Raw genomic sequence first — 18,632 nt, 5'->3', positions numbered from 1 at the left:
TGCTATATCCGATGGTAACATGTTTTTCGAGGAAGCTCTAGGGAGGAACACATGAAATTGTGTGCACGAGATATTTCGTCGGACAGATTATTTGGAAACAAATGGATCATTCTTAATTTTATGGTAAAATCAGGATATCGCGTCGTGTCCTATTTTTCGATTTTCCGTAAAGGAAAGCTATATGTGAAACCATTACGCACTGTCATAGGCGTCGTGCTCTGCACTTGCTTATTTGCTACCCTCCCTGTGGCTTCACTGCCCAAAGCTACTGCCCTCACTACCAACAGCTATGAGGAAGCGATCAAGACTGCCCCACCCGGTGTCAAGCGTACCGTAAAGCTGACAGCTGAATACTTTGGAATGACTGACTTTACCGTGAATCTGCAGGACTCCCGGCAGGTCACACTGAACAATAACTCTTTCGACTCCAGCCAGACAAATCGAGTTCCCTCATCCGTCAGTCTGTTCTTTTCAGAAAAGGATACTAAACTGACTCAGTTGACAACTACTTGGGGGAAAGGACAAAAAAGCAAATCTGCCGATCTCGAACATGCTGTAAGCTCAGACGCAGACTTCGTCGAATCAGTCATTGGAGAAAATTTCACCGTTGCCAACCATGCCACTGCTATTTTCGAATCGATGGCAGAAGTGTCCGTCTATCCGATTGTGAAAGATATTCCTGTCCAAAAGTCTGTCGGCCGTATCCTCGTCGATTCTGCTGGCAACATTTCTTCCTATCATCGACTGAATTCAACCATTGACGAGCGTTCTCTTCCTTCAAAAGCAGACATTCTTTCGTCGGAGCAGGATAAGCAGGCCTTTGCCAAACAGATCAAGCTGGAACTCGCTTACGACGATGAGCAGGGATTGTATCATTATGTTGCGCTACCATATGCCTCTATCGATGCAAAAACAGGTGAAGCAATCGTATCTGACATTCCATTTGTAGACTCCAGCTTCACCGTCGGATCTGCCACGAAAGAACAGACTATTTCGTCCGATACCGTAAAAATCATGGCCCAGTCCTTTTTTGGCTTGAATCCAGATGGGTTGACAGCATCCAACAGGCGAGAAAGCCATCCGAATGAGACGCCACTTTCCATACATACTGTAAGCGCGGGCAAACAGACGTTAGTCGTTCGATTCAATGAAAAAACCGGAGAGATGCTCACCGTCGAATCGGAAAACTTGAGTAGCGAACGCGATTCCACTCTTGCAACACCAGCAGACGCAAAGAAAAAGGCACTCCGCTTCATAGAGCAATATATCCCTCTGAAGAAAGGCGATTACTTCCTTCGAGAGACTTACGTCGAACCTGGCCAAATGAAACAGAGTTCCAACAAATACACTATGGAGCTCTACCCAAGCATAAATGGCGTGCGAACAACCAAACCGATCGTTGCTCTCTCATTAGACCTGAATGGCAATGTCATGACTTCCGTTACTACTAGGGCGCATACTACCTCGACCGCAGCTACTCCAAACGTTCTTTCTGCTGATGAAGCAAAAAAACAATGGCTGAAAGCACTTAAGCTGGAGCTAAACTACGTATTCAAGGATCCTCAATCTGAAGAGCCGATATTGGCCTACGTTGCGTCTATTACCGCCCATGCTCGCTATGTAAATGCCATTTCAGGGATCGTCTCTGCCTATCAATAAGGAGATGCAAAAGAAAAAACCAGGGGTATTGGTCCCCTGGTTTTGTTTGTTCACGATGGTGCTAGCGAAGGGATTTGAACCCCCGACCTGCTGATTACGAATCAGCTGCACTACCCCTGTGCTACGCTAGCATGGCGATTACAAAAAATATTTTAGTAAACTCATCGCCAAATTTCAAGGGGCACCGTCACAGGTTTAGAATTTTATCCGTTTCCTGGAGCAAAGATCCGATCAGCATGTCTTGAATAACCATATCTGCCCATCCATCCAATGGGGTAGGCTCACGATTTACGATCACCAGTTTCGCTCCATTTTCCTTTGCCTGTTGCGGAAAAAAGTTGGCAGGACTAACCACCAGGGAAGATCCGAAAACGATAAACAAATCAGCCTCGTTCGTCCATTCCTCCGCCTGCTCCAGTGCTGTCTGAGGTAGAGACTCGCCGAACAAAACAACAGAAGGGCGCATAAACCCTCCACATTGGCAGTGAGTCCCCTCGGCTGCCAAATACGTTTCACTAGGGCGCTCATTTTGACAGAGCGAGCATCGGACCGTGGCAAGGGTACCATGTAGTTCTGCTACGGATTCGCTCCCTGCTCGTTGATGGAATCCATCTACGTTTTGAGTAATGATCCCACGAATCAATCCACGTGTTTCCCAGCCCGCCAACAGCTCGTGTCCTGCATGCGGCAAACAGGAAAGCAAGCCTTCGATACGCATCCGATAAAACTCGATAAACGCCTGCCTGTTGTGATGCATCGAATGGGTGCTAGCCAGCTTGGTCGGATCTTGCCCGCTCCACAATCCGCGCTGCGAACGAAAATCTGGCAATCCGCTCTCTGTTGACATCCCTGCCCCCGTAAAGACTACACAAGTGGACGCTGCTTTGATCCACTCTGCCAACTCAGCCGACTGATCCATGCTCTTCCCACCTTCACCCGTTTCCATGTTTCTCATATTGTAGTAGATAGAGATGTATTTTGTACACTGAGGAGGGTGGCTTGTCGATGACGACGTATTTCGTTTCCGATATCCACGGCCAGTACGAAGCGTTTCAAAAAACGCTTCAGGATGCTTCCTTTTCACCCAATCAGGGAGATAAATTGTACGTAATCGGAGATATGATCGATCGTGGCCCACAGTCGAAAGAAGTGCTGCTAGGGTTGCTCGAACTTCGCCAACCCTATCCGCAGCAGGTCTTCCTCATCAAAGGCAATCACGAGCAAATGTTTGAAGATTGGCTCACTGGGCGAGGAAACGCCGAGAATTATCTCCGCTTTAATGGTGGCGACGCAACGCTTCGTTCTCTGTTGGGCAATCACCCCCTGCGTCGAGCTTTTGTCGGAGGACTTCCTACCCCCGGAATCCAAGAAGAAGCGCGACAAATCATTCTAACCAAGTACCCGTTTTTGCTACCTGCCCTGAATTCACTTCCCCTGTATATCGAACTTCCTACAGACGAACGCACGGGTGCTCCCGCCGTTCTATTGGTTCATGCAGGCGTCAGACCCGGCATTCCGCTGGCAGAACAGAATCCAGAAGATCTCTTGTGGATCAGGGAGCCCTTTTACGATTATTATCAGGGAGAAATGCCAATCGTGTTCGGTCATACACCCGTTCCCAAACTGCCTGGTTATCGTGGGACAGGACCGTGGAGACGGGATAACATCATCGGGATCGACGGAGGCGCTGCCTACCGCCGCGGAGTGATGCTCGTGAAGTGGCCTTCCTTGCAATCCATCTTTGTACCGATTCAAGATGTTCACCCCTATCCAATCGTGCAAGTCAACGGGTAAATCGGCAGTTTGACCAAATGATATATTGTCTCCTGTCCGTTTTTACACTACAATGGGTAGTGGAATCGGGCGACCCTTTGCTGGACAAGCCCGTACTCTCACCCTGTTTTTATAATCAACTTCCCAATCGCACTATGCTAAGATGAGGACGAGGTGTTTTTATGAAGCGTGCACAAGCCATGGAACAAGCCATGTTTGCTTCCTGGGGAATCGCCCTGATTGCCACAGCAGGCAGTCTGTTTTTTTCAGAAGTGCTGAAATACATACCGTGTGACCTGTGCTGGTATCAACGGATTCTGATGTACCCACTGGTCATTTTACTGGGAGTAGCCTCCGCGAAAAAAGATTACAAGATGTCCTTGTACACCTTGATTCTTTCTGTGATTGGCGGCTTGATCTCCCTCTACCACTATTTGATTCAGAAGGTACCCGCCTTGCATGAGCTCGGCAATGCGTGCGGCATCGTACCTTGCAATTCTGACTACATCAACTGGTTAGGCTTTATCACCATTCCGTTTCTCGCTTTGATCGCGTTTGCGTTGATCATTGTGCTGCAAATTATTGTTTTGAAAAATGGAAAGGAGCAATAATCCATGAAAAAAATTATTTTTTTCTCTATCCTTGTGGCGGCCCTGTTGATCGGCGCTATCGTCTACTCAGACATTTCCAACCGCCAGCAAGCCGCAGGAAACCCTTATGGAAAGACCACTCTCAACCCTGCTACTCTCGCGCAACTGAGCGACCCGCTGTATGACAACCTGATCATGCCTGACGAACTAAAATCGCGTCTGACCAACAAGGAAGACATGTTTGTCTATTACTACAGCCCGTTGTGCGAACACTGCCAAGCCACCACTCCGGTCTTGGTACCCATCGTAAAAGACATGAAGATCGACATGAAAAAACACAACCTCTTGGAATTCAATGCCAGCTGGGATGACTTCCAAATCGAGTACACCCCAACCTTGATCCACTATAAAGGTGGACAAGAAGTAGCTCGTCTGGTCGGAGGACACGAAGCCAACGAGTGGAAGAAGTGGCTCGAAGAACAGACAAAATCATAATGCTGTCTCCAGCCTCCCGCTATCCAGTCGGGAGGCTGTTCTTGTATGAACGGTGACATTTATGTGAACACTCCGGTTATCTTTGGAAGAAATAGCCCGAATGAGTCATTAGGCTTTTCCTTACCTTTGCCTATAATGATGAATGGGGAAGATCTTGGATATCGGAGGTTTGTTCATGATGATTACCTATTTGACAACAACCTTTGGCTTTCGGGCGACATGGAACCCGGAGCTGATCGTCCTTACTGCTTTGCTGGGGATTGCTTACTTTTCATTCATTGGCCCTCTTCGCCATACCTTTGCCCATGCTACACCAGTACCTTTGGGCAAAAAATGCCTGTTTGCAGCTGGCCTGTTGCTTTTTTACTTTGGAATGGGAAGTCCGCTAAACGTCGCCGGACACTTTCTTTTTAGTGCCCATATGCTCCAGCAATCCATGCTGTATCTGGTCATGCCCCTACTCATGCTGGCCGGAACACCCGCGTGGCTGTTGCGTCCATTGATAGAACGAAAATGGTCCAGGAAGCTCTTGAGCGTATTCAGTCATCCCATCCCTGCGGTTCTCTTGTTTAACGCCTTGTTTTCGTTTTATCACATGCCTGTTATTCTAGACATGGCCATGAATCAGTTGGCCATGCACAATCTGATCCACCTGCTTTTGCTCTTGAGTGCCTTGCTGATGTGGATGCCCGTTATTGCACCATTGCCCGAGATTCATCGTTTGACCGAGCTGCAAAAGCTGGCGTATATCTTTGCGAATGGGGTCCTGATAACCCCAGCCTGCGCCTTGATCATTTTCTCTGCAACCCCTTTGTACGATACCTATGTGAGTGGCCCAACCATGCTCTGTGCCCCATTTTTCTCCGCTCCCATCGACAAATCGATGTTTGCCGTTCCGTTGCAAGCTCTTGACGATCAGCGGTTAGGTGGTATTATCATGAAGCTGATGCAGGAATTGACTTACGGTTCGGTACTAGCTTATGTGTTTGCCTCGTGGTATCGGAAAGAAAAGGATCAGCCTGACGATCAACTCCTTCCTCATTAAACAAGCAATAAGGAGGCTTGCAATCATGCCCGTAACACCTGTCGCCGCGATTCGGCTAAGACGGTTGCTATTGTTTTTACCAGTCCTCGTACTCGTGGCACTGGTTGCCTCCTGGTTTTGGGGCGGTTCGAAAAACGTCACGGCCACATTGCCTTCCATATCATTAGAAACGCTGGATGGAGATGCTTATTCTCTCTCTCCCAAACCAGGAAGCCTCCGCTTAGTCGAGCTGATTTACACGCGCTGTCCGGATGTATGTCCGACGACGACCGTGAAAATGGTGCAGTTACAGAAACGGCTGAAAGAGGTCCATTTGATGGGCAACGGTATCGAGTTTTTGACCGTGAGTATCGATCCACAAAACGATACGCCTGACGTATTGCGAAAGTACGCCAATCAGCTAGGGATCGATGCGCATGGTTGGTCCATTCTGCGCGGAGATGATCGTTCCATCCAAACCGTAACCAGCTCGCTAGGCTTCATTGCCAGCAAGACAGAAGATGGATTTATCACTCATACCACCAGCACTTATTTAGTCAATGAAAGCAACGAAGTAATTCGCAAATTTGGCATGGGAGATGATTTTGATCCCGAGCAAATTTATCAGCAGCTGATGAACTTGAAAAAGGAAGGAATGTAAAGATGAAACGGTATTATTTCTCCCTACTCTGTATGCTCGCATTGATGGTGTCCGCCTGTGGCAAGGACGACCAGGAAACAGCACTCCCCTCTTCCGAACCGATCGATGCAGCCTTCTCTATGCAACCAGCAGAACCGGCGAAAGGTGAAACCATCACGTTTTCGGTCAAGGTCACACAGAATGGCACTTCCATCGATGATGCCAAAGAAGTCAAATTTGAATGGTGGAAAGATGGCCAGGAACAGCACGTGACGATTCCCGCCACGCTCCAGGCGGACGGTGTCTACACTGCACAGCAAACGATTGATGAACCTGGCTCTTACTTTGTTTACTATCACGTGACGGCACGCGATTTTCATAACATGCAGAAAGTAGCCTTTTCTGTAGGAGATAGTAAGCATGCAAGCGGAACAGATAATGGCCATTCAGGACATGCCCAGCCTACTGCGACTCCATCTAAGCATGAGCATGGGAATGGCAGTGACACAGCCAGTCCAGAGCACCCAGCAAGTGGTGTCGACTTTCACTTCATGCCACCTGAGACGATGAAAGCGGCAGAATCCGCTTCCTTCACTGTTCATTTAATGAAAGAGAATCAAAGTTTTGCCCAAGCGGCCGTGAAATTTGAAATTTGGCAGGGAAATGAGGAGAAGCACAACTTCATCGATGCAACCGAGACGCAGCCAGGCCAGTACAGCGCAAATGCTGTTCTCCCTACAGCCGGCAGCTATACCGTCAACGTGCACGTGGAAAAAGGCGAAGTCCATGACCACAAGAGCTTTCCCCTATCCGTCCAATAAGTGTTGAGGAAACGAAAAGGCGCATCCCCACAAGTTCTTGGGAGATACGCCTTTTTCCGTTAGCATGTAAAATAAGCAATCCTGTCTATATCTGTGCCGTAATATTCCCAGTGGTTACGTCTCCAACGATAGCCTGCAACGGAATTACGGCTGACGTGAATAGGATAAAACCAGAACGAGTTCCCATTTCTCAGCCACACATAGGTATAGCGATATAAGCACGGATAGAAGCTGCCGGCGTCAATGCGGCGTGTGCCACCGTATCCACGCGATCCTGGTGAACTCGGCGTCCTGCTTGGCGGCGGTCCCGAGGGCGGTGGTGGAAAACCTCCAGGTGCCCCTGGTGACCCTGGATAATCTCCGGGGGGCGGCGGGGGCGGATAACGATGTGACATGACGTTTCACCTCCTACAAGTCTCCCTATAGGAAATGCAGCAAACGCGGATATGGCATGTGCGTTTGCCATCGGTCATTCACCTATTTTTTCCGCTCCTGTCTTCTATGCCTTTATCCCGCTAGCTTGCAACCGCGCCAAATAGAAAAAGGACAACGCTCTGGCGTCATCCTTTCCTTGGTAACGGCTACTTGTCTATTAGTAAGGGCGTCCACCCATGATAAAACGGTATTCCCAATGTGTACCTGTGAAATCCGTTATTTTGACGCCACCCGACTCTTTGGAGAATGTTTGAAGCAGTTTGTTATCCCCCATGTAGATGCCAACGTGGGTGATGCTTTGCTTCGGCACGTTAATATTTTTATAATCTGACTCTTTCCAGCCTTTGTAGCTCATAAAGAAGACCAAATCGCCTTTTTTCAGCTTACTGATGTCAGTAGTGTAAGTCCCGTGACTCTTTACATAGTTAGCCTGGGATCTTGCTCCTCCATTGCCCATGTTAATGTTGGCACCATCTTTGTAAGCCCACATAGTGAATTCAGAGCAGTCCATCGTCTTTTTGTTCGATCGAGTCGATCCGTATTCGTACGGTGTCCCCAAGTATTTCTTCCCTGCTTCAATGACTTTATCCCCGATTTTCGATGTCTCAGGAGTCGTAGTTCCAGGATCCGGGGTAGGGCTAGTGCCAGAATCTGCTGGGAGTACACGACGTACCCCTACCAATTTTGTCGAGTAGTCACTTACTTTTTTGAGAACAACAGCATCTTCGCCTTCGGAAGAATAAATATATTGGTTATTTCCAATGTAGATGCCCATAAAGCTCGGCGCCCCTTTGCCAGTTGAAGAAAAGAACAGCAGGTCGCCCTCTTGCATATTGGATTCCGTGACCTTCTCCCCAGCCTTGTAGAGCTCTGCTATCGTGTCATCTACTTTGATTCCTACTTGTTTGAATATGTACGTCGCCAAGCCAGCAGATCCAAAAGAACTAGGCCCTGTTGCGCCATATTTGTAGTCCTTTCCGATCAAGGTATTGGCAATTTTGACTACCTCTACTGATTTAGCAGAAGATTGCGAATCCACAGTCTGCGCTGCTGCAGCATGTCCACCTTCTGTGAGCATGAGCAAGGATGTACTCAGCATGACGGCGACAGTCGATCTTTGTAACCAATCTCGTTTCGTCATTCGTTCTCCTCCTGGCTGTGTCTACCCCAACGGATTGGGTACGGAACCAGTTTACTGAAAAAATGGTAGTCCTAATAGGCTGAAAATCTTTCCAATCGAGGATTTGATTACATAGACGGATGACCAAAGAACTACCTTCATTCTAAGTCGTTACCCTTTTCAGTATCGTAAAAAAAGCCCTTGTCCTTCAAACAGACAAGCGCTTCTTTATCGAAACGAATGGGTTATTTTTTGTGCTGTCGGACTTTCGCTGTTTCCTTACTCAAAAAGAGGACGGTTTCACCCATCTTCAAACGGTGAGAGCCTTTTACGAGAAAGGTGGTATCCGGCCCGATCCGTTTGGACAGCAAACGATGCAGCCTCTCCTTCGTCTGGCAGTGAACCACCCGATTCGCAGGAAATCCGGATCGTATGGCTGCGCGTGCGATATGACGAGCGCTCGTCCCCAGCGTATACAGATAATCCACATTCTTTTGGCTCAAATATTGTCCGACATCTTCATGCCCTTTCACGTCGTAATTACCCATCTCCAGCATCGTTGCCAAAACAGCTACCTTCTTCCCACTTCCAACCTGACAGAGCACATCAATCGCAGCTTTGGCAGCATCCGGATTGGAGCTGTAGGTATCGTCGAAGATTTGCACATTATTTGCGAACCGATAGTGAGTGAGCCTTTTTCGCTGAGGACGGAATGTGAGCAAACCTTCTCGAATTGTCCCTGCCGAAAACCCCAACGAATGACTCACAGCGATGGCAAACAAGGCATTGTAAATATTGTGCTCCCCTAGTGTCGGCAGGTAAAAATCCTCTTGTGTCCCGTCTACCAAACAGGAGAACCGAATTCCCTGATCATCGATTTGGATATTCGTTGCGCGATAATCCGCCTCTTGCTCGATCCCCACGGTAGTGAAAGTACCCACAAAATCCCCTACATACGGTTGCTTGGTCATCTCACGCGAATAAGGGCAATCCTGGTTCAGAAATACCCTCCCAGTCGCGTTCATGTAACGAATAAGCTCTGATTTTGCCATGGCAATTCCGCTTATCTTCCCGCCAAATTTGCCGATATGTGCTGTACCAATATTCGTAATGACGCCAATGGATGGTTGAATCATTTCACAATGCCTCTTGATGTGACCACTGCCCAAGATCCCATATTCGAGTACAACGGCTTTATGCTCGTCTGTAATACGCCTGGCGTGCGCGCGGGTATTTCCTAAAAAGTTTTTGTTATACATCGATTTATAGATGTTCCATCGCCTACTCAGAATGGAGGAAATCATTTCTTTCGTCGTCGTCTTACCCGCACTTCCCGTCACAGATATCACGGGCTTTTGGAGAATGAGTGTCTTCCTAGGTGGTACTTTCGCTTTTGTCTTGGCGTTCCTTTTACCAGTACCTTTCAATCGTAATTTCCCCCTCTACTCTGTCCTCACCATCGACTTGAATATTGTATGAGAAAGAGAGACAGCCTGTATGGACCTTTATCTATGAAAACGTTCCGCTCTCATCCAAAACAAGCAAAGCGTTCCCTGAATAGAGTAGAAAAAGAGGGGGGAAGCCTATGAATCACAGAGCTACGATTGCCGCGGTAGGCGATATTCTGATGTGGAGGGAACAGGTCGATTCTGCGAAAATACCCGGAACGGAACACTATTCCTTTGCAGACATGTTCGCTCCTGTCGCTTCTTTCTTACAGGGTGCAGATTTGACAATCGGCAATTTGGAAACGACCTTTTCCGGTAGGACACAACCCTATCAAATTGGGTCGGCTCGCACAGGCTTTCCCCGGTTTAATTGTCCAGATGAGCTGGCGAGTGATTTGCGACAGGCAGGATTTGACGTACTGACGACTGTCAATAATCACTGTCTAGATGGAGGACCCTCTGGTCTGCTCCGTACACTCGATCTACTCGATCAACACCAGATCGCTCATACGGGGACATACCGTAATCAACAAGAAGCATCGTCCTTTCTCATCCGGGAGGTAAAAGGTATACGAATTGGCATACTGGCGTACACCTATGGAACCAATAAGCAGCAAGTTCCTCAAGACTCACCATGGCTCGTCAATCTGCTCGATCAAGCTGTAATCGAACAGGAAATCTTCCGGTTGCGCCCACAAGTCGACTTACTGATCGTCTGCCTTCATTTTGGCGTAGAGTTTCGCTTTGCTCCCACGCAAAAACAACGCATTCTCGCTCAGAGCCTTTTGGACCGTGGGGCGGATGTCATACTCGGCGCACACCCTCATGTGCTGCAGCCTGTGGTTACGCCGATCATTGCAACAACCGATGGCAGGAAGAAACGCACACTCGTCGCTTATTCGTTAGGAAATTTCACATCAGAGAAAATGCTGACGTTTGATCAGTCGCAATGTGGTGCCATTCTGCAGTTTACTGTGGAAAAGGACGAAAAGGGTGAGACGACGATCATCGGCATTAATGTCGTCCCTACTTATTCTCAACGCTTTTTCTCTGGTGGGCGACCCAAATTTCGTGTCATCCCAATGAGAGCCTACTTGAGAAGACCAGACAAGCACCTGACACTTCGTGGTCGAAGGAGATTAAAGCAGCTGTGGAACCGCGCGACTCAGATCATCGGAAGCCGTTTTTTGTAAGAAGCCATTTTGTATAAGAACAGGGGGCGTGTATTTGCACGCTCCTTTTCTTTTCTTTCCTACATACCACTACCTGCCATAAACACCTCTTATCCATCCTCGTACCCGGTGTAGAACGATTCTTATGTGTACTTCGTATGTAAAGCAGGCAACCATCCCATCACAAGCGTCCAGTCGGCCAACCTCAACCATCACTTAAGTTGCTACGTCAGCGAACGAAGCCTTTGTCGCCTTTGCCAAATTTCCGATGGGGAGTTCGATTTGCACACCGATTTTCCCACCACTCACGATGATCACTTCTAATGATTGGGCACTCTCATCGATAACTGTCGGGTACATCTTTTTCATCCCAATCGGCGAGCAGCCTCCACGAATATACCCTGACACGGCCGTGATGTCTTTGACTGGAATCATCTCTACTTTCTTCTCATTCACTGCTTTCGCTGCCTTCTTCAAGTCTAGCTCTGATTCGACGGGAATCACAAAAACGTAGTACACCTTGCTAGCCCCTTGGGAAATCAACGTCTTGTAGACAACGCCTTTTTCTCTTCCGATTTTTTGTGCGACGGATACTCCATCGATTTTGCCGTCATCCGTCGTATATGTCAGCATCGTGTAATCCATTTTTTCTTTGTCCAGTATGCGCATTGCGTTCGTTTTTCCTTGCTTCATGGTTATCTCCTCTACTCGTCCATTTTTCCATTTCATGATTCCCCTCATTATAAGGAAAATGGCCTGATTGCAAAAGAACGTTCTCTCCTAGATACGGCTGATACTGATCCGGCTGTAAAAAAACTCCTGGAGCAGCGCACTTGGGTCATTCTTGTACGATGCTGTGAGCTGAAGTGTCAGCTTTGCCATTTCTGTAGGAGTCAGCTCTAAATCACAAGAAAAAAGGTACACATTCTACACGCGAATGCATACCTCTCACGAATCGTTTGTACTCGCTGTTTACTTGACTCGGACCAGTTGTTTTCCCAGATTTTCTCCGGTAAATAGCCCAAGAAATGCATCCACCGTGTTTTCAAATCCTTCAGCAATCTGCTCACGATACTTCAGTCGCCCTTCTTTTACCCACTCAGCTAATTGAATCGCTCCCTCCTCAAATCGCTGAAGGTAATCACTGACGATAAACCCTTTCATCAACGAGCTCGTTATCAATAACTGTGATTGCATGCGCGGACCAAAGTCTGGCTTCGTCATGTTGTACAGAGCGATCTGCCCACAAATGGGAATCCGAGCATGCTTGTTCAACAGTAACATGACATCGTCAGAAATTTCCCCACCTACATTATCGAAATACACATCCACGCCATTCGGGCATTCTTTTGCTAATACAGCCCTTCGATCAGTTGCTTTGTAGTTAATGGCTGCATCAAACCCCAACTCATCGATCAAATAACGAATTTTAGCATCTGAACCCGCAATTCCAACCACTCGGCAGCCTTTGATTTTGGCAATCTGGCCTACTACCGTTCCTACTGCTCCTGCTGCACCCGAGACCACGACGGTTTCCTCTGCTTTTGGCTGACCGATATCGAGCAGTCCGAAATAGGCTGTGAGTCCTGTCATTCCCAAAATTCCAAGCGCAGTCGTGATAGGTGCGAGCTGTTCGTCTACTTTCTTCAATTGATTTGCCTTTGCCACGGCATGTGTCTGCCATCCGAGATTGCCAACAACGATATCTCCCACCTGGAATTCATCCGCTTGTGACAGGATCACCTCACCGACAGCTCCACCCAAGATGACCTTTCCCAGTTCATACGGTGGCACGTAAGACTTGCGATCGTTCATTCTTCCTCTCATATAAGGATCGACAGACAGGTACGAGGTACGGATGAGCACTTCCCCTTCTCCCGGTTGAGGCAATGGACCTTCCTCAAACTGAAAATCCTCGATAGTAGGCATACCAACGGGACGTTTTGCCAAAATAATACGCTTGCTAGTCTCCTGCGTCATAAGCATTTCTCCCTTCGTTTCCAAGACATTTTCACTTCCCATATTCTTCCCTTATTGTAATTGGAAAGAACGAGATTGACTGGAAGTATTTTTCTCTGTAAAATGACATCGTAACCACCAAAATAAAATTGATGGGTTACATATAAACTGAAAGGGGTGACTCTCATGCTGTTTATTCCAAGCATCACACAAAAGGAGAGATTGAAGGATGATTACATTTCGCCCCATTTTTGTGCATGAGCTCCATGCGTTTGCAGCAGTCTCCACCCCCACCCATCGACATCAGTCAATCATTGATTATGTCCAAGAAATGTTCACAAAAGGTGCCATGCGTCCAGAATGGTGCTTTATTTTGGAGAGAGAAGGGGTGGGGATCGGACGTGTCGCTTTTTGGACATTGCCAGGAAAAGACAGCCCTTCTGATATCGTTCTGCTGGATCTTCCTTGGGAAGATGAGAACGGCTCGGAACTCGCTGAGCTTCTGTGGCAGCATCTGCTTGTGACTTGCCGACAGATGGGTGTCCAACAGCTCGGTTATGTTTTGGACTCTCCCGCGATGGCGCCGCATTGGCAGGACCATGCAGAACAGCGACAAAAGATTTTGGGCAATCTCGGATTTCACCTACAAAGGGAAACATCGCGGTTTGAGTGGAAGAATAATCCTGGCATCACTTCTGCTCCAAACGTTTTGCCTCATATGGATGAGCGTGTTATTTATCGTAGCTTGTCTGAAGTAGGTGAAATTGCTTTTATTGACGCAATCATGCGTGGCTCTGCGTCTACACTGGACCGTCAGATTGCGCAGGAACGTGCAGAGTATGGCCCCCTCTCGCAAGCACAAGAGATCTACCAAGATTTGCAAGGTATGTCTTATGAACCTGACTGGTGGGAGCTCGCCTATACACCAGATGATCAACTGATCGGATTCATCATCCCTACAAGAAGTCCCACTTTTGCGACGATTGGCTACATTGGTGTGCTTCCCGAATTCAGAGGGCGCGGGTATGTCGATTTACTGTTGAACCGGGGATTGTTCTCACTCGTTCAAGCTGGCGAAAGTTGTATTCGCACAGACACCGATTTACAAAATCAACCGATGGCGAACGCCTTTTTGCGAGCAGGCTTCCACCTTTTTGCCCAGCGCAGCGAATATCGTTTCCGTAGCTTTGGCTAAAAAGCAAAAAAGGGTGGGATTGTTTATGCAATCACACCCTGCCCTTATTCATGAAGTTATAAAGTTCATCTGTATACTTGCTGTCTGCCTATGTCTATTACGGAGCCACATTGACAGCTTCTTCGGAGATAATCCGTCTCAATAGCTCAGTCGCTTCTTCACGATCCAGTTCTCGCACGAGTTCGATCTCGCTAATCAAGTTTAACATTGCGTTGTCCAACATGATTCGATCGCTCGTACCCAGCACCTTGTTTCTGCTAATGAATTGTAAATCGCGAATCACTTCTGCCCCTTCGTAAATATCGCCACTTTTCAACTTCTCTGTGTTCATTTTTAAGCGTTGCGCTGAGTTCACCGACAGGTCTGGTTCCCTCTCATGGAAAGCAGCAAATACTTGTTCCAATGTCTGTCCATCTACAATACTGCGAATTCCCAGAGCGGACATTTTTTCAACAGGAACCATGATGTCGAGCTCTTTCAACAACATGTGCAACACAAAATAGAGATGCTTTTCCCCGAGAAACTCTTTCTCCTCCATGGCTTCAATGATGCCTGCACCATGCATAGGATAAAAAATCTTGTCTCCAACTTGAAACATACGTCCACCTCCTTTACTTCCAACTCATTCATTATAACACACTTTCAAGAATAAAAATATTTATATTATCATAAGATTTTATTTCAAGTCAATATTTTTCTTTGAATAATTTTACTAAAAGTGTATTGTTTCCCCTACTTAGAAAACTAGCCAGTTCCCTAAAGAAAAAGCCAGCTACAAAACACGGTAAAACGTGCTGTAGACTGACTTTTTGTACATGTGACTTACAGATGGGACCCTCCACTTGCATCAATCAATTGCCCTGTTATCCACCGACTATCGGACGAGGCTAGAAAAGCTGCGATATCCGCTACGTCACCCGGTTGCCCCCACCTTCCAAATGTGGAGAGGCTCGCAGCGAAATGACGCCCATCAGGATCTTGCAACGTTGCTGTGTTCATGTCTGTATCGATGATTCCCGGCAAAATCGCATTTACAGTGATGTTACGCGGTCCGAGATGTTTCGCTAAATTAGATGTTACGGTGTTGATCGCGCCCTTTGAGATGCTGTAACCGAACAGATTGGGAAACGCAATCCTCGTGACAGCTGAGGATATATTGATGATCCTCCCTTCCTCTCTCATTCGTGGCAACGCTTGCTGAATGAGAAAAACCGGAGCCTTTACATGAAGGTTCATCACTTCATCAAAGGACTCTTCCGTCGTCTCCTCGATCGTAGCATACTGGCCAATTCCTGCATTGTTCACCAATATATCAAACTGCTTTCCTCCCGTGAGTTCTTGAAGCAATCGATCCATCTCCTCAAATAAACCGTGGATACCTTGTACGGATAGCAAATCCGAACCAATCTCAAATGCGGACCCGCCAGTGCTCTTTATTTCCCGTACAACCGTTTCCGCTGCATCTCGATTTTTACCATAATGAACCGCCACCAATGCCCCTTCCTTTGCCAGACGCAATGCAATCTCGCGACCAATTCCTCTGCTTGCTCCTGTCACGAGTGCAACCTTTCCTGCCAACGTAGCCATATACTCATCTCCTCATTTTTTCATTCCTTACACATTCCTTTTTATCACAGAGTGAATTTTGAAATGTTGCTCTCCCATTCACTGGAAACTGTCGAGGAGAAAAGGATTTTGTTGTTCACATGGTGAAGTAATGGTCGGCAATTAATGAAATGGTGGAGGCGACAGCGATGTACGCAAGTGAAGGAATCAAAGTCATCAAACTTGAGATGAAGGTGGAGGGTGGACTGTTCGTTGTCCATACAGGATTGCTGTGGGATGAAAACGAGGCCATTCTCGTGGATACGGGTATTCCCGGACAACTCGATGTAATCAAGAGTGTGGTCGAACAAGAATCTATTCCATTTCAAAAGTTGAAAAAAATCATCATTACACATCAAGATCGAGATCATATTGGCAGTCTGCCTGAGATTGTCGAAGCCTTTGATGGAGCTATCCAAGTGTGTGCTCACGAGGTTGCTATTCCCTACCTTGCTGGAGAAACTCCTCTGATTAAGAGCGGTGCTCTCGTTCCTCCTGTCAAAGTCGATCAAATCCTCCAAGATGGAGATATCCTCCCCTACTGTGGTGGGATCCAAGTAATTTATACGCCAGGTCATTCTCCTGATCACATTTCGCTGTACCACATCCCTAGTAAAACATTAATCTCGGGTGATGCACTCACAGCTCAAGAAGGTGTACTCATGCCGTTCAATCCCGACTTTACCCCTGACAAAGCGACAGCCTTACAATCGTTAGCCAAACTGGTGGACCTGGAAATCGAGACCGTAATCGCGTATCACGGGGGAGTCTGCACAGGCGGCATCAAGGAGCGTTTATTGGAAATCATTGAAAGCACTCCCGTTTAAGCACGACGAAGAAACCAGTCTCACACCCCTTTTGTGTGAAGACTGGTTTCTTCGCTCTTATCGTTTTAGGCCATTCTCTGGGTCTCCCGTGCCCCTCCTAGTTTAAAGACAAGAATACCGCCGACGATCACGAGTACACCGAGCAATTGATGCAAGGTAAAAGGAACCTTGTTTAGCCCTAACCACCCCAGAGAGTCCCACAAGAGGGCAAATCCGAGCTGGGATGTCAACACGATCGAGATCGCAAATGTAGGACCTAGACGTCGGATCGCCTGCACCATACAAGTCACTACGCCCACCCCGATCAATCCGCTAAACCAGAACCATGGCTGCATATGTGGCAAGACAAACAGTCCCTTCCCTTCAAAGAACAACCCCATCGTCATGGAAGCCAGGAATCCCATCCCTAACACGAATGCAGTCGTCGCCCACGAACCCACACGTTCATTCACCTTACTATTGAATATATTTTGCAAACTGATAAACGAACCCGCGAGCAATGCCAATCCCATGCCGATTACCATCGTTGTTCCTCACTCCTATTCTCCTGTCTTTAGTCTGGCTGTGATTCATAAATATTGTGATGTGCCATCGCACGCAATCCTTCAGCGTTTTTCACCAAGATGAATCCTTTGCTGCGCTCGACCAATCCGTCAGTACAAAACTGCTGAAGGACTCGATTCAGATGTCGATAGCTGGTTCCAAGCAAATTAGCAGCGTCCATCATGCTCGTTGCGTTCAATTGTCCGTTTAGCTCAGCATCCGTATCGTCAAAAGAAACCGCGAGCAAATAACTTGCTAATCGCACTTCCACCGGGTACATCAGATTAAAGCTCATGGTCGTCGATTTCACGTAAAATTTTCGCGTGATGTGGTCCAGGAGAAATTGCAGCAACTGTGGATCACCTTTGCCGTATTTGTGTAACCAGCGATGTGCAACACCTAGCATCAGGACAGGAGATACAGCCTCTACCGTGTTGACAATGTCGGTTCCCCGGACGTATTCAATGTCCCCGATTAGTTCGAGCGGTGTTTTGAAGGAAAGAATCAATGTTTTTCCTTCCACCGAAGTGGTGTACACTTTCAGCTTCCCCTTTAACAGCACATACAAATTTTGCGGAACTTCCCCTTGGGAACAGACGAGCTCTCCTTGCTCAAAGCTATAGAGCGACAAATGTGGTTTCAGTTGATCATTAAAGACCGATTCCATTTGGTGAGCTTGTAAATAATGATGCAGCTGATCCCGATCTAAGATTTCTTTCATCATGCGTTCACCTCTACCTCTAGCCTCTGTGCCGTCCGATCTCAGTCGTATTATAGCTTTAGTATCACCACACCGGCGATCATCATTGCGATGCCAATAAACTGCGGCAGGCGCATCTTCTGCTTATTTACTCCAAGCCAGCCTCTACTGTCAATCACAAAGGTCAGACAAAGCTGGGAAATGAGCAGGGCTGATACGGTAAGCGTAACTCCCATCTGTTGAATTGCCGTGATATTACTGAATATAATGATGGCCGCGAATGCCCCCCCAATCAAATACAACGGCTTTACTTGTCGGAAGCCTCGCCATTTTGCATCACGGACAAGCAGCAGAATCAACAACGCCGCCACGAATCCGGTGAACTGAGTAATCGTTGCTGTTTGCCATGTACCTATGCTAGCACTGATCCGTGCGTTTGCTACTCCCTGTAGGGTAAGAAACGCCCCTCCTGCTAACGCAAAAAGACTCCCTTTCATATTGTTGTTCCCTCCACTTGCTTTTTCCTTTATTAAAGGACAGAAACGATTTTGGAGGAAGGACATATGTCCTCAACAAGCAAAAAACCGCAAGACTGGCACACTACCTCGTGCCGATCTCGCAGTTCC

General features: G+C 47.4%; 20 protein-coding genes and 1 tRNA gene. 10 read left to right on the top strand and 11 right to left on the bottom strand.

Going from position 1 to position 18,632, the window contains the following annotated elements; genetic code table 11:
• Positions 1-51: 51 nt before the first annotated feature.
• A complete protein-coding gene (locus tag AN963_RS03665; RefSeq protein ID WP_055743196.1) occupies positions 52-1,659 on the top strand; it encodes a hypothetical protein in 1,608 nt (535 codons plus the stop codon).
• A 56-nt stretch (positions 1,660-1,715) separates the two neighbouring features.
• Here AN963_RS03665 and AN963_RS03660 read toward each other — a convergent pair.
• Both AN963_RS03660 and AN963_RS03655 read right to left on the bottom strand, forming a co-directional pair.
• Positions 1,716-1,790: transfer RNA gene (locus tag AN963_RS03660), tRNA-Thr, on the bottom strand.
• A gap of 56 nt (positions 1,791-1,846) precedes the next feature.
• Positions 1,847-2,578 carry an NAD-dependent deacylase gene (locus tag AN963_RS03655; protein ID WP_055743195.1) on the bottom strand — a complete coding sequence of 244 codons (732 nt, stop codon included), beginning with the start codon at positions 2,576-2,578 and terminating at the stop codon, positions 1,847-1,849.
• 86 nt (positions 2,579-2,664) lie between these two features.
• On the opposite strand from AN963_RS03655, the gene AN963_RS03650 reads away from it, so the two are divergent.
• The 6 genes from AN963_RS03650 to AN963_RS03625 all read left to right on the top strand — a co-directional run bounded on the left by AN963_RS03650 (position 2,665) and on the right by AN963_RS03625 (position 7,002).
• The gene (locus AN963_RS03650; RefSeq protein ID WP_055743194.1) at positions 2,665-3,453 is read left to right on the top strand and encodes a metallophosphoesterase family protein; all 789 of its coding nucleotides are present in this window, start codon (positions 2,665-2,667) and stop codon (positions 3,451-3,453) included.
• Between the two features lie 161 nt (positions 3,454-3,614).
• Entirely contained in the window at positions 3,615-4,043 is a 429-nt protein-coding gene (locus AN963_RS03645; protein WP_055743193.1) for a disulfide oxidoreductase, read from the top strand.
• Between the two features lie 3 nt (positions 4,044-4,046).
• Complete coding sequence (locus AN963_RS03640; protein ID WP_055743192.1) at positions 4,047-4,517, top strand: thioredoxin family protein; 471 nt, start codon at positions 4,047-4,049, stop codon at positions 4,515-4,517.
• Between the two features lie 175 nt (positions 4,518-4,692).
• Positions 4,693-5,562, top strand: a complete 870-nt coding sequence (ctaG, locus tag AN963_RS03635) for a cytochrome c oxidase assembly factor CtaG (RefSeq protein WP_055743191.1) — start codon at positions 4,693-4,695, stop codon at positions 5,560-5,562.
• Between the two features lie 25 nt (positions 5,563-5,587).
• Positions 5,588-6,202, top strand: coding sequence for an SCO family protein (locus tag AN963_RS03630; protein WP_055743190.1), 615 nt, complete (start codon positions 5,588-5,590; stop codon positions 6,200-6,202).
• 2 nt (positions 6,203-6,204) lie between these two features.
• Positions 6,205-7,002, top strand: coding sequence for a FixH family protein (locus AN963_RS03625; protein WP_055743189.1), 798 nt, complete (start codon positions 6,205-6,207; stop codon positions 7,000-7,002).
• A gap of 592 nt (positions 7,003-7,594) precedes the next feature.
• On the opposite strand, the gene AN963_RS03620 is transcribed toward AN963_RS03625, so the two are convergent.
• Entirely contained in the window at positions 7,595-8,578 is a 984-nt protein-coding gene (locus tag AN963_RS03620; protein ID WP_055743188.1) for a C40 family peptidase, read from the bottom strand.
• 224 nt (positions 8,579-8,802) lie between these two features.
• Complete coding sequence (locus AN963_RS03615; RefSeq protein ID WP_083496778.1) at positions 8,803-9,984, bottom strand: UDP-N-acetylmuramoyl-tripeptide--D-alanyl-D-alanine ligase; 1,182 nt, start codon at positions 9,982-9,984, stop codon at positions 8,803-8,805.
• A 158-nt stretch (positions 9,985-10,142) separates the two neighbouring features.
• Here AN963_RS03615 and AN963_RS03610 point away from each other — a divergent pair, with 158 nt between their 5' ends.
• A complete protein-coding gene (locus AN963_RS03610; RefSeq protein ID WP_055743187.1) occupies positions 10,143-11,198 on the top strand; it encodes a CapA family protein in 1,056 nt (351 codons plus the stop codon).
• Positions 11,199-11,393: 195 nt separating this feature from the next.
• Here the strand turns inward: AN963_RS03610 and ybaK are convergent, their stop codons facing one another.
• Positions 11,394-11,870: a Cys-tRNA(Pro) deacylase gene (gene ybaK / locus AN963_RS03605; RefSeq protein WP_055744432.1), complete on the bottom strand. Its 477-nt coding sequence runs from the start codon at positions 11,868-11,870 to the stop codon at positions 11,394-11,396.
• A gap of 279 nt (positions 11,871-12,149) precedes the next feature.
• Positions 12,150-13,157, bottom strand: a complete 1,008-nt coding sequence (locus AN963_RS03600; RefSeq protein WP_055744431.1) for an NADP-dependent oxidoreductase — start codon at positions 13,155-13,157, stop codon at positions 12,150-12,152.
• A 208-nt stretch (positions 13,158-13,365) separates the two neighbouring features.
• Between AN963_RS03600 and AN963_RS03595 the strand changes: the two genes are divergently transcribed.
• Positions 13,366-14,331, top strand: a complete 966-nt coding sequence (locus tag AN963_RS03595) for a GNAT family N-acetyltransferase (protein ID WP_055743186.1) — start codon at positions 13,366-13,368, stop codon at positions 14,329-14,331.
• Between the two features lie 97 nt (positions 14,332-14,428).
• Here the strand turns inward: AN963_RS03595 and AN963_RS03590 are convergent, their stop codons facing one another.
• Together AN963_RS03590 and AN963_RS03585 are read right to left on the bottom strand one after the other, a co-directional pair.
• Positions 14,429-14,929, bottom strand: coding sequence for a CarD family transcriptional regulator (locus tag AN963_RS03590; RefSeq protein WP_055743185.1), 501 nt, complete (start codon positions 14,927-14,929; stop codon positions 14,429-14,431).
• A gap of 224 nt (positions 14,930-15,153) precedes the next feature.
• Positions 15,154-15,918, bottom strand: coding sequence for an SDR family oxidoreductase (locus tag AN963_RS03585; protein WP_055743184.1), 765 nt, complete (start codon positions 15,916-15,918; stop codon positions 15,154-15,156).
• Between the two features lie 167 nt (positions 15,919-16,085).
• Between AN963_RS03585 and AN963_RS03580 the strand changes: the two genes are divergently transcribed.
• The gene (locus AN963_RS03580; protein WP_055743183.1) at positions 16,086-16,763 is read left to right on the top strand and encodes an MBL fold metallo-hydrolase; all 678 of its coding nucleotides are present in this window, start codon (positions 16,086-16,088) and stop codon (positions 16,761-16,763) included.
• Between the two features lie 65 nt (positions 16,764-16,828).
• On the opposite strand, the gene AN963_RS03575 is transcribed toward AN963_RS03580, so the two are convergent.
• The 3 genes from AN963_RS03575 to AN963_RS03565 are packed head-to-tail and all read right to left on the bottom strand — an operon-like array spanning position 16,829 to position 18,503.
• Positions 16,829-17,287 carry a DMT family transporter gene (locus tag AN963_RS03575; RefSeq protein WP_055743182.1) on the bottom strand — a complete coding sequence of 153 codons (459 nt, stop codon included), beginning with the start codon at positions 17,285-17,287 and terminating at the stop codon, positions 16,829-16,831.
• Between the two features lie 29 nt (positions 17,288-17,316).
• Entirely contained in the window at positions 17,317-18,027 is a 711-nt protein-coding gene (locus AN963_RS03570) for a Crp/Fnr family transcriptional regulator (RefSeq protein ID WP_055743181.1), read from the bottom strand.
• Between the two features lie 50 nt (positions 18,028-18,077).
• On the bottom strand, positions 18,078-18,503 hold the full coding sequence (locus tag AN963_RS03565) for a DMT family transporter (protein WP_055743180.1): 426 nt from the start codon (positions 18,501-18,503) through the stop codon (positions 18,078-18,080).
• Positions 18,504-18,632 lie beyond the last annotated feature (129 nt).

It is taken from the genome of Brevibacillus choshinensis (assembly GCF_001420695.1).
GTDB lineage: Bacteria > Bacillota > Bacilli > Brevibacillales > Brevibacillaceae > Brevibacillus > Brevibacillus choshinensis.
This window is presented reverse-complemented; position numbering and strand designations above follow the sequence as displayed.

Coding starts and splice junctions, on each gene's coding strand:
- AN963_RS03665 (WP_055743196.1), top strand. CDS start 52: ATGAAATTGTGTGCACGAGATATTTCGTCGGACAGATTATTTGGAAAC.
- AN963_RS03655 (WP_055743195.1), bottom strand. CDS start 2,578: ATGGATCAGTCGGCTGAGTTGGCAGAGTGGATCAAAGCAGCGTCCACT.
- AN963_RS03650 (WP_055743194.1), top strand. CDS start 2,665: ATGACGACGTATTTCGTTTCCGATATCCACGGCCAGTACGAAGCGTTT.
- AN963_RS03645 (WP_055743193.1), top strand. CDS start 3,615: ATGAAGCGTGCACAAGCCATGGAACAAGCCATGTTTGCTTCCTGGGGA.
- AN963_RS03640 (WP_055743192.1), top strand. CDS start 4,047: ATGAAAAAAATTATTTTTTTCTCTATCCTTGTGGCGGCCCTGTTGATC.
- ctaG (WP_055743191.1), top strand. CDS start 4,693: ATGATGATTACCTATTTGACAACAACCTTTGGCTTTCGGGCGACATGG.
- AN963_RS03630 (WP_055743190.1), top strand. CDS start 5,588: ATGCCCGTAACACCTGTCGCCGCGATTCGGCTAAGACGGTTGCTATTG.
- AN963_RS03625 (WP_055743189.1), top strand. CDS start 6,205: ATGAAACGGTATTATTTCTCCCTACTCTGTATGCTCGCATTGATGGTG.
- AN963_RS03620 (WP_055743188.1), bottom strand. CDS start 8,578: ATGACGAAACGAGATTGGTTACAAAGATCGACTGTCGCCGTCATGCTG.
- AN963_RS03610 (WP_055743187.1), top strand. CDS start 10,143: ATGAATCACAGAGCTACGATTGCCGCGGTAGGCGATATTCTGATGTGG.
- ybaK (WP_055744432.1), bottom strand. CDS start 11,870: ATGAAGCAAGGAAAAACGAACGCAATGCGCATACTGGACAAAGAAAAA.
- AN963_RS03600 (WP_055744431.1), bottom strand. CDS start 13,157: ATGACGCAGGAGACTAGCAAGCGTATTATTTTGGCAAAACGTCCCGTT.
- AN963_RS03595 (WP_055743186.1), top strand. CDS start 13,366: ATGATTACATTTCGCCCCATTTTTGTGCATGAGCTCCATGCGTTTGCA.
- AN963_RS03590 (WP_055743185.1), bottom strand. CDS start 14,929: ATGTTTCAAGTTGGAGACAAGATTTTTTATCCTATGCATGGTGCAGGC.
- AN963_RS03585 (WP_055743184.1), bottom strand. CDS start 15,918: ATGGCTACGTTGGCAGGAAAGGTTGCACTCGTGACAGGAGCAAGCAGA.
- AN963_RS03580 (WP_055743183.1), top strand. CDS start 16,086: ATGTACGCAAGTGAAGGAATCAAAGTCATCAAACTTGAGATGAAGGTG.
- AN963_RS03575 (WP_055743182.1), bottom strand. CDS start 17,287: ATGGTAATCGGCATGGGATTGGCATTGCTCGCGGGTTCGTTTATCAGT.
- AN963_RS03570 (WP_055743181.1), bottom strand. CDS start 18,027: ATGAAAGAAATCTTAGATCGGGATCAGCTGCATCATTATTTACAAGCT.
- AN963_RS03565 (WP_055743180.1), bottom strand. CDS start 18,503: ATGAAAGGGAGTCTTTTTGCGTTAGCAGGAGGGGCGTTTCTTACCCTA.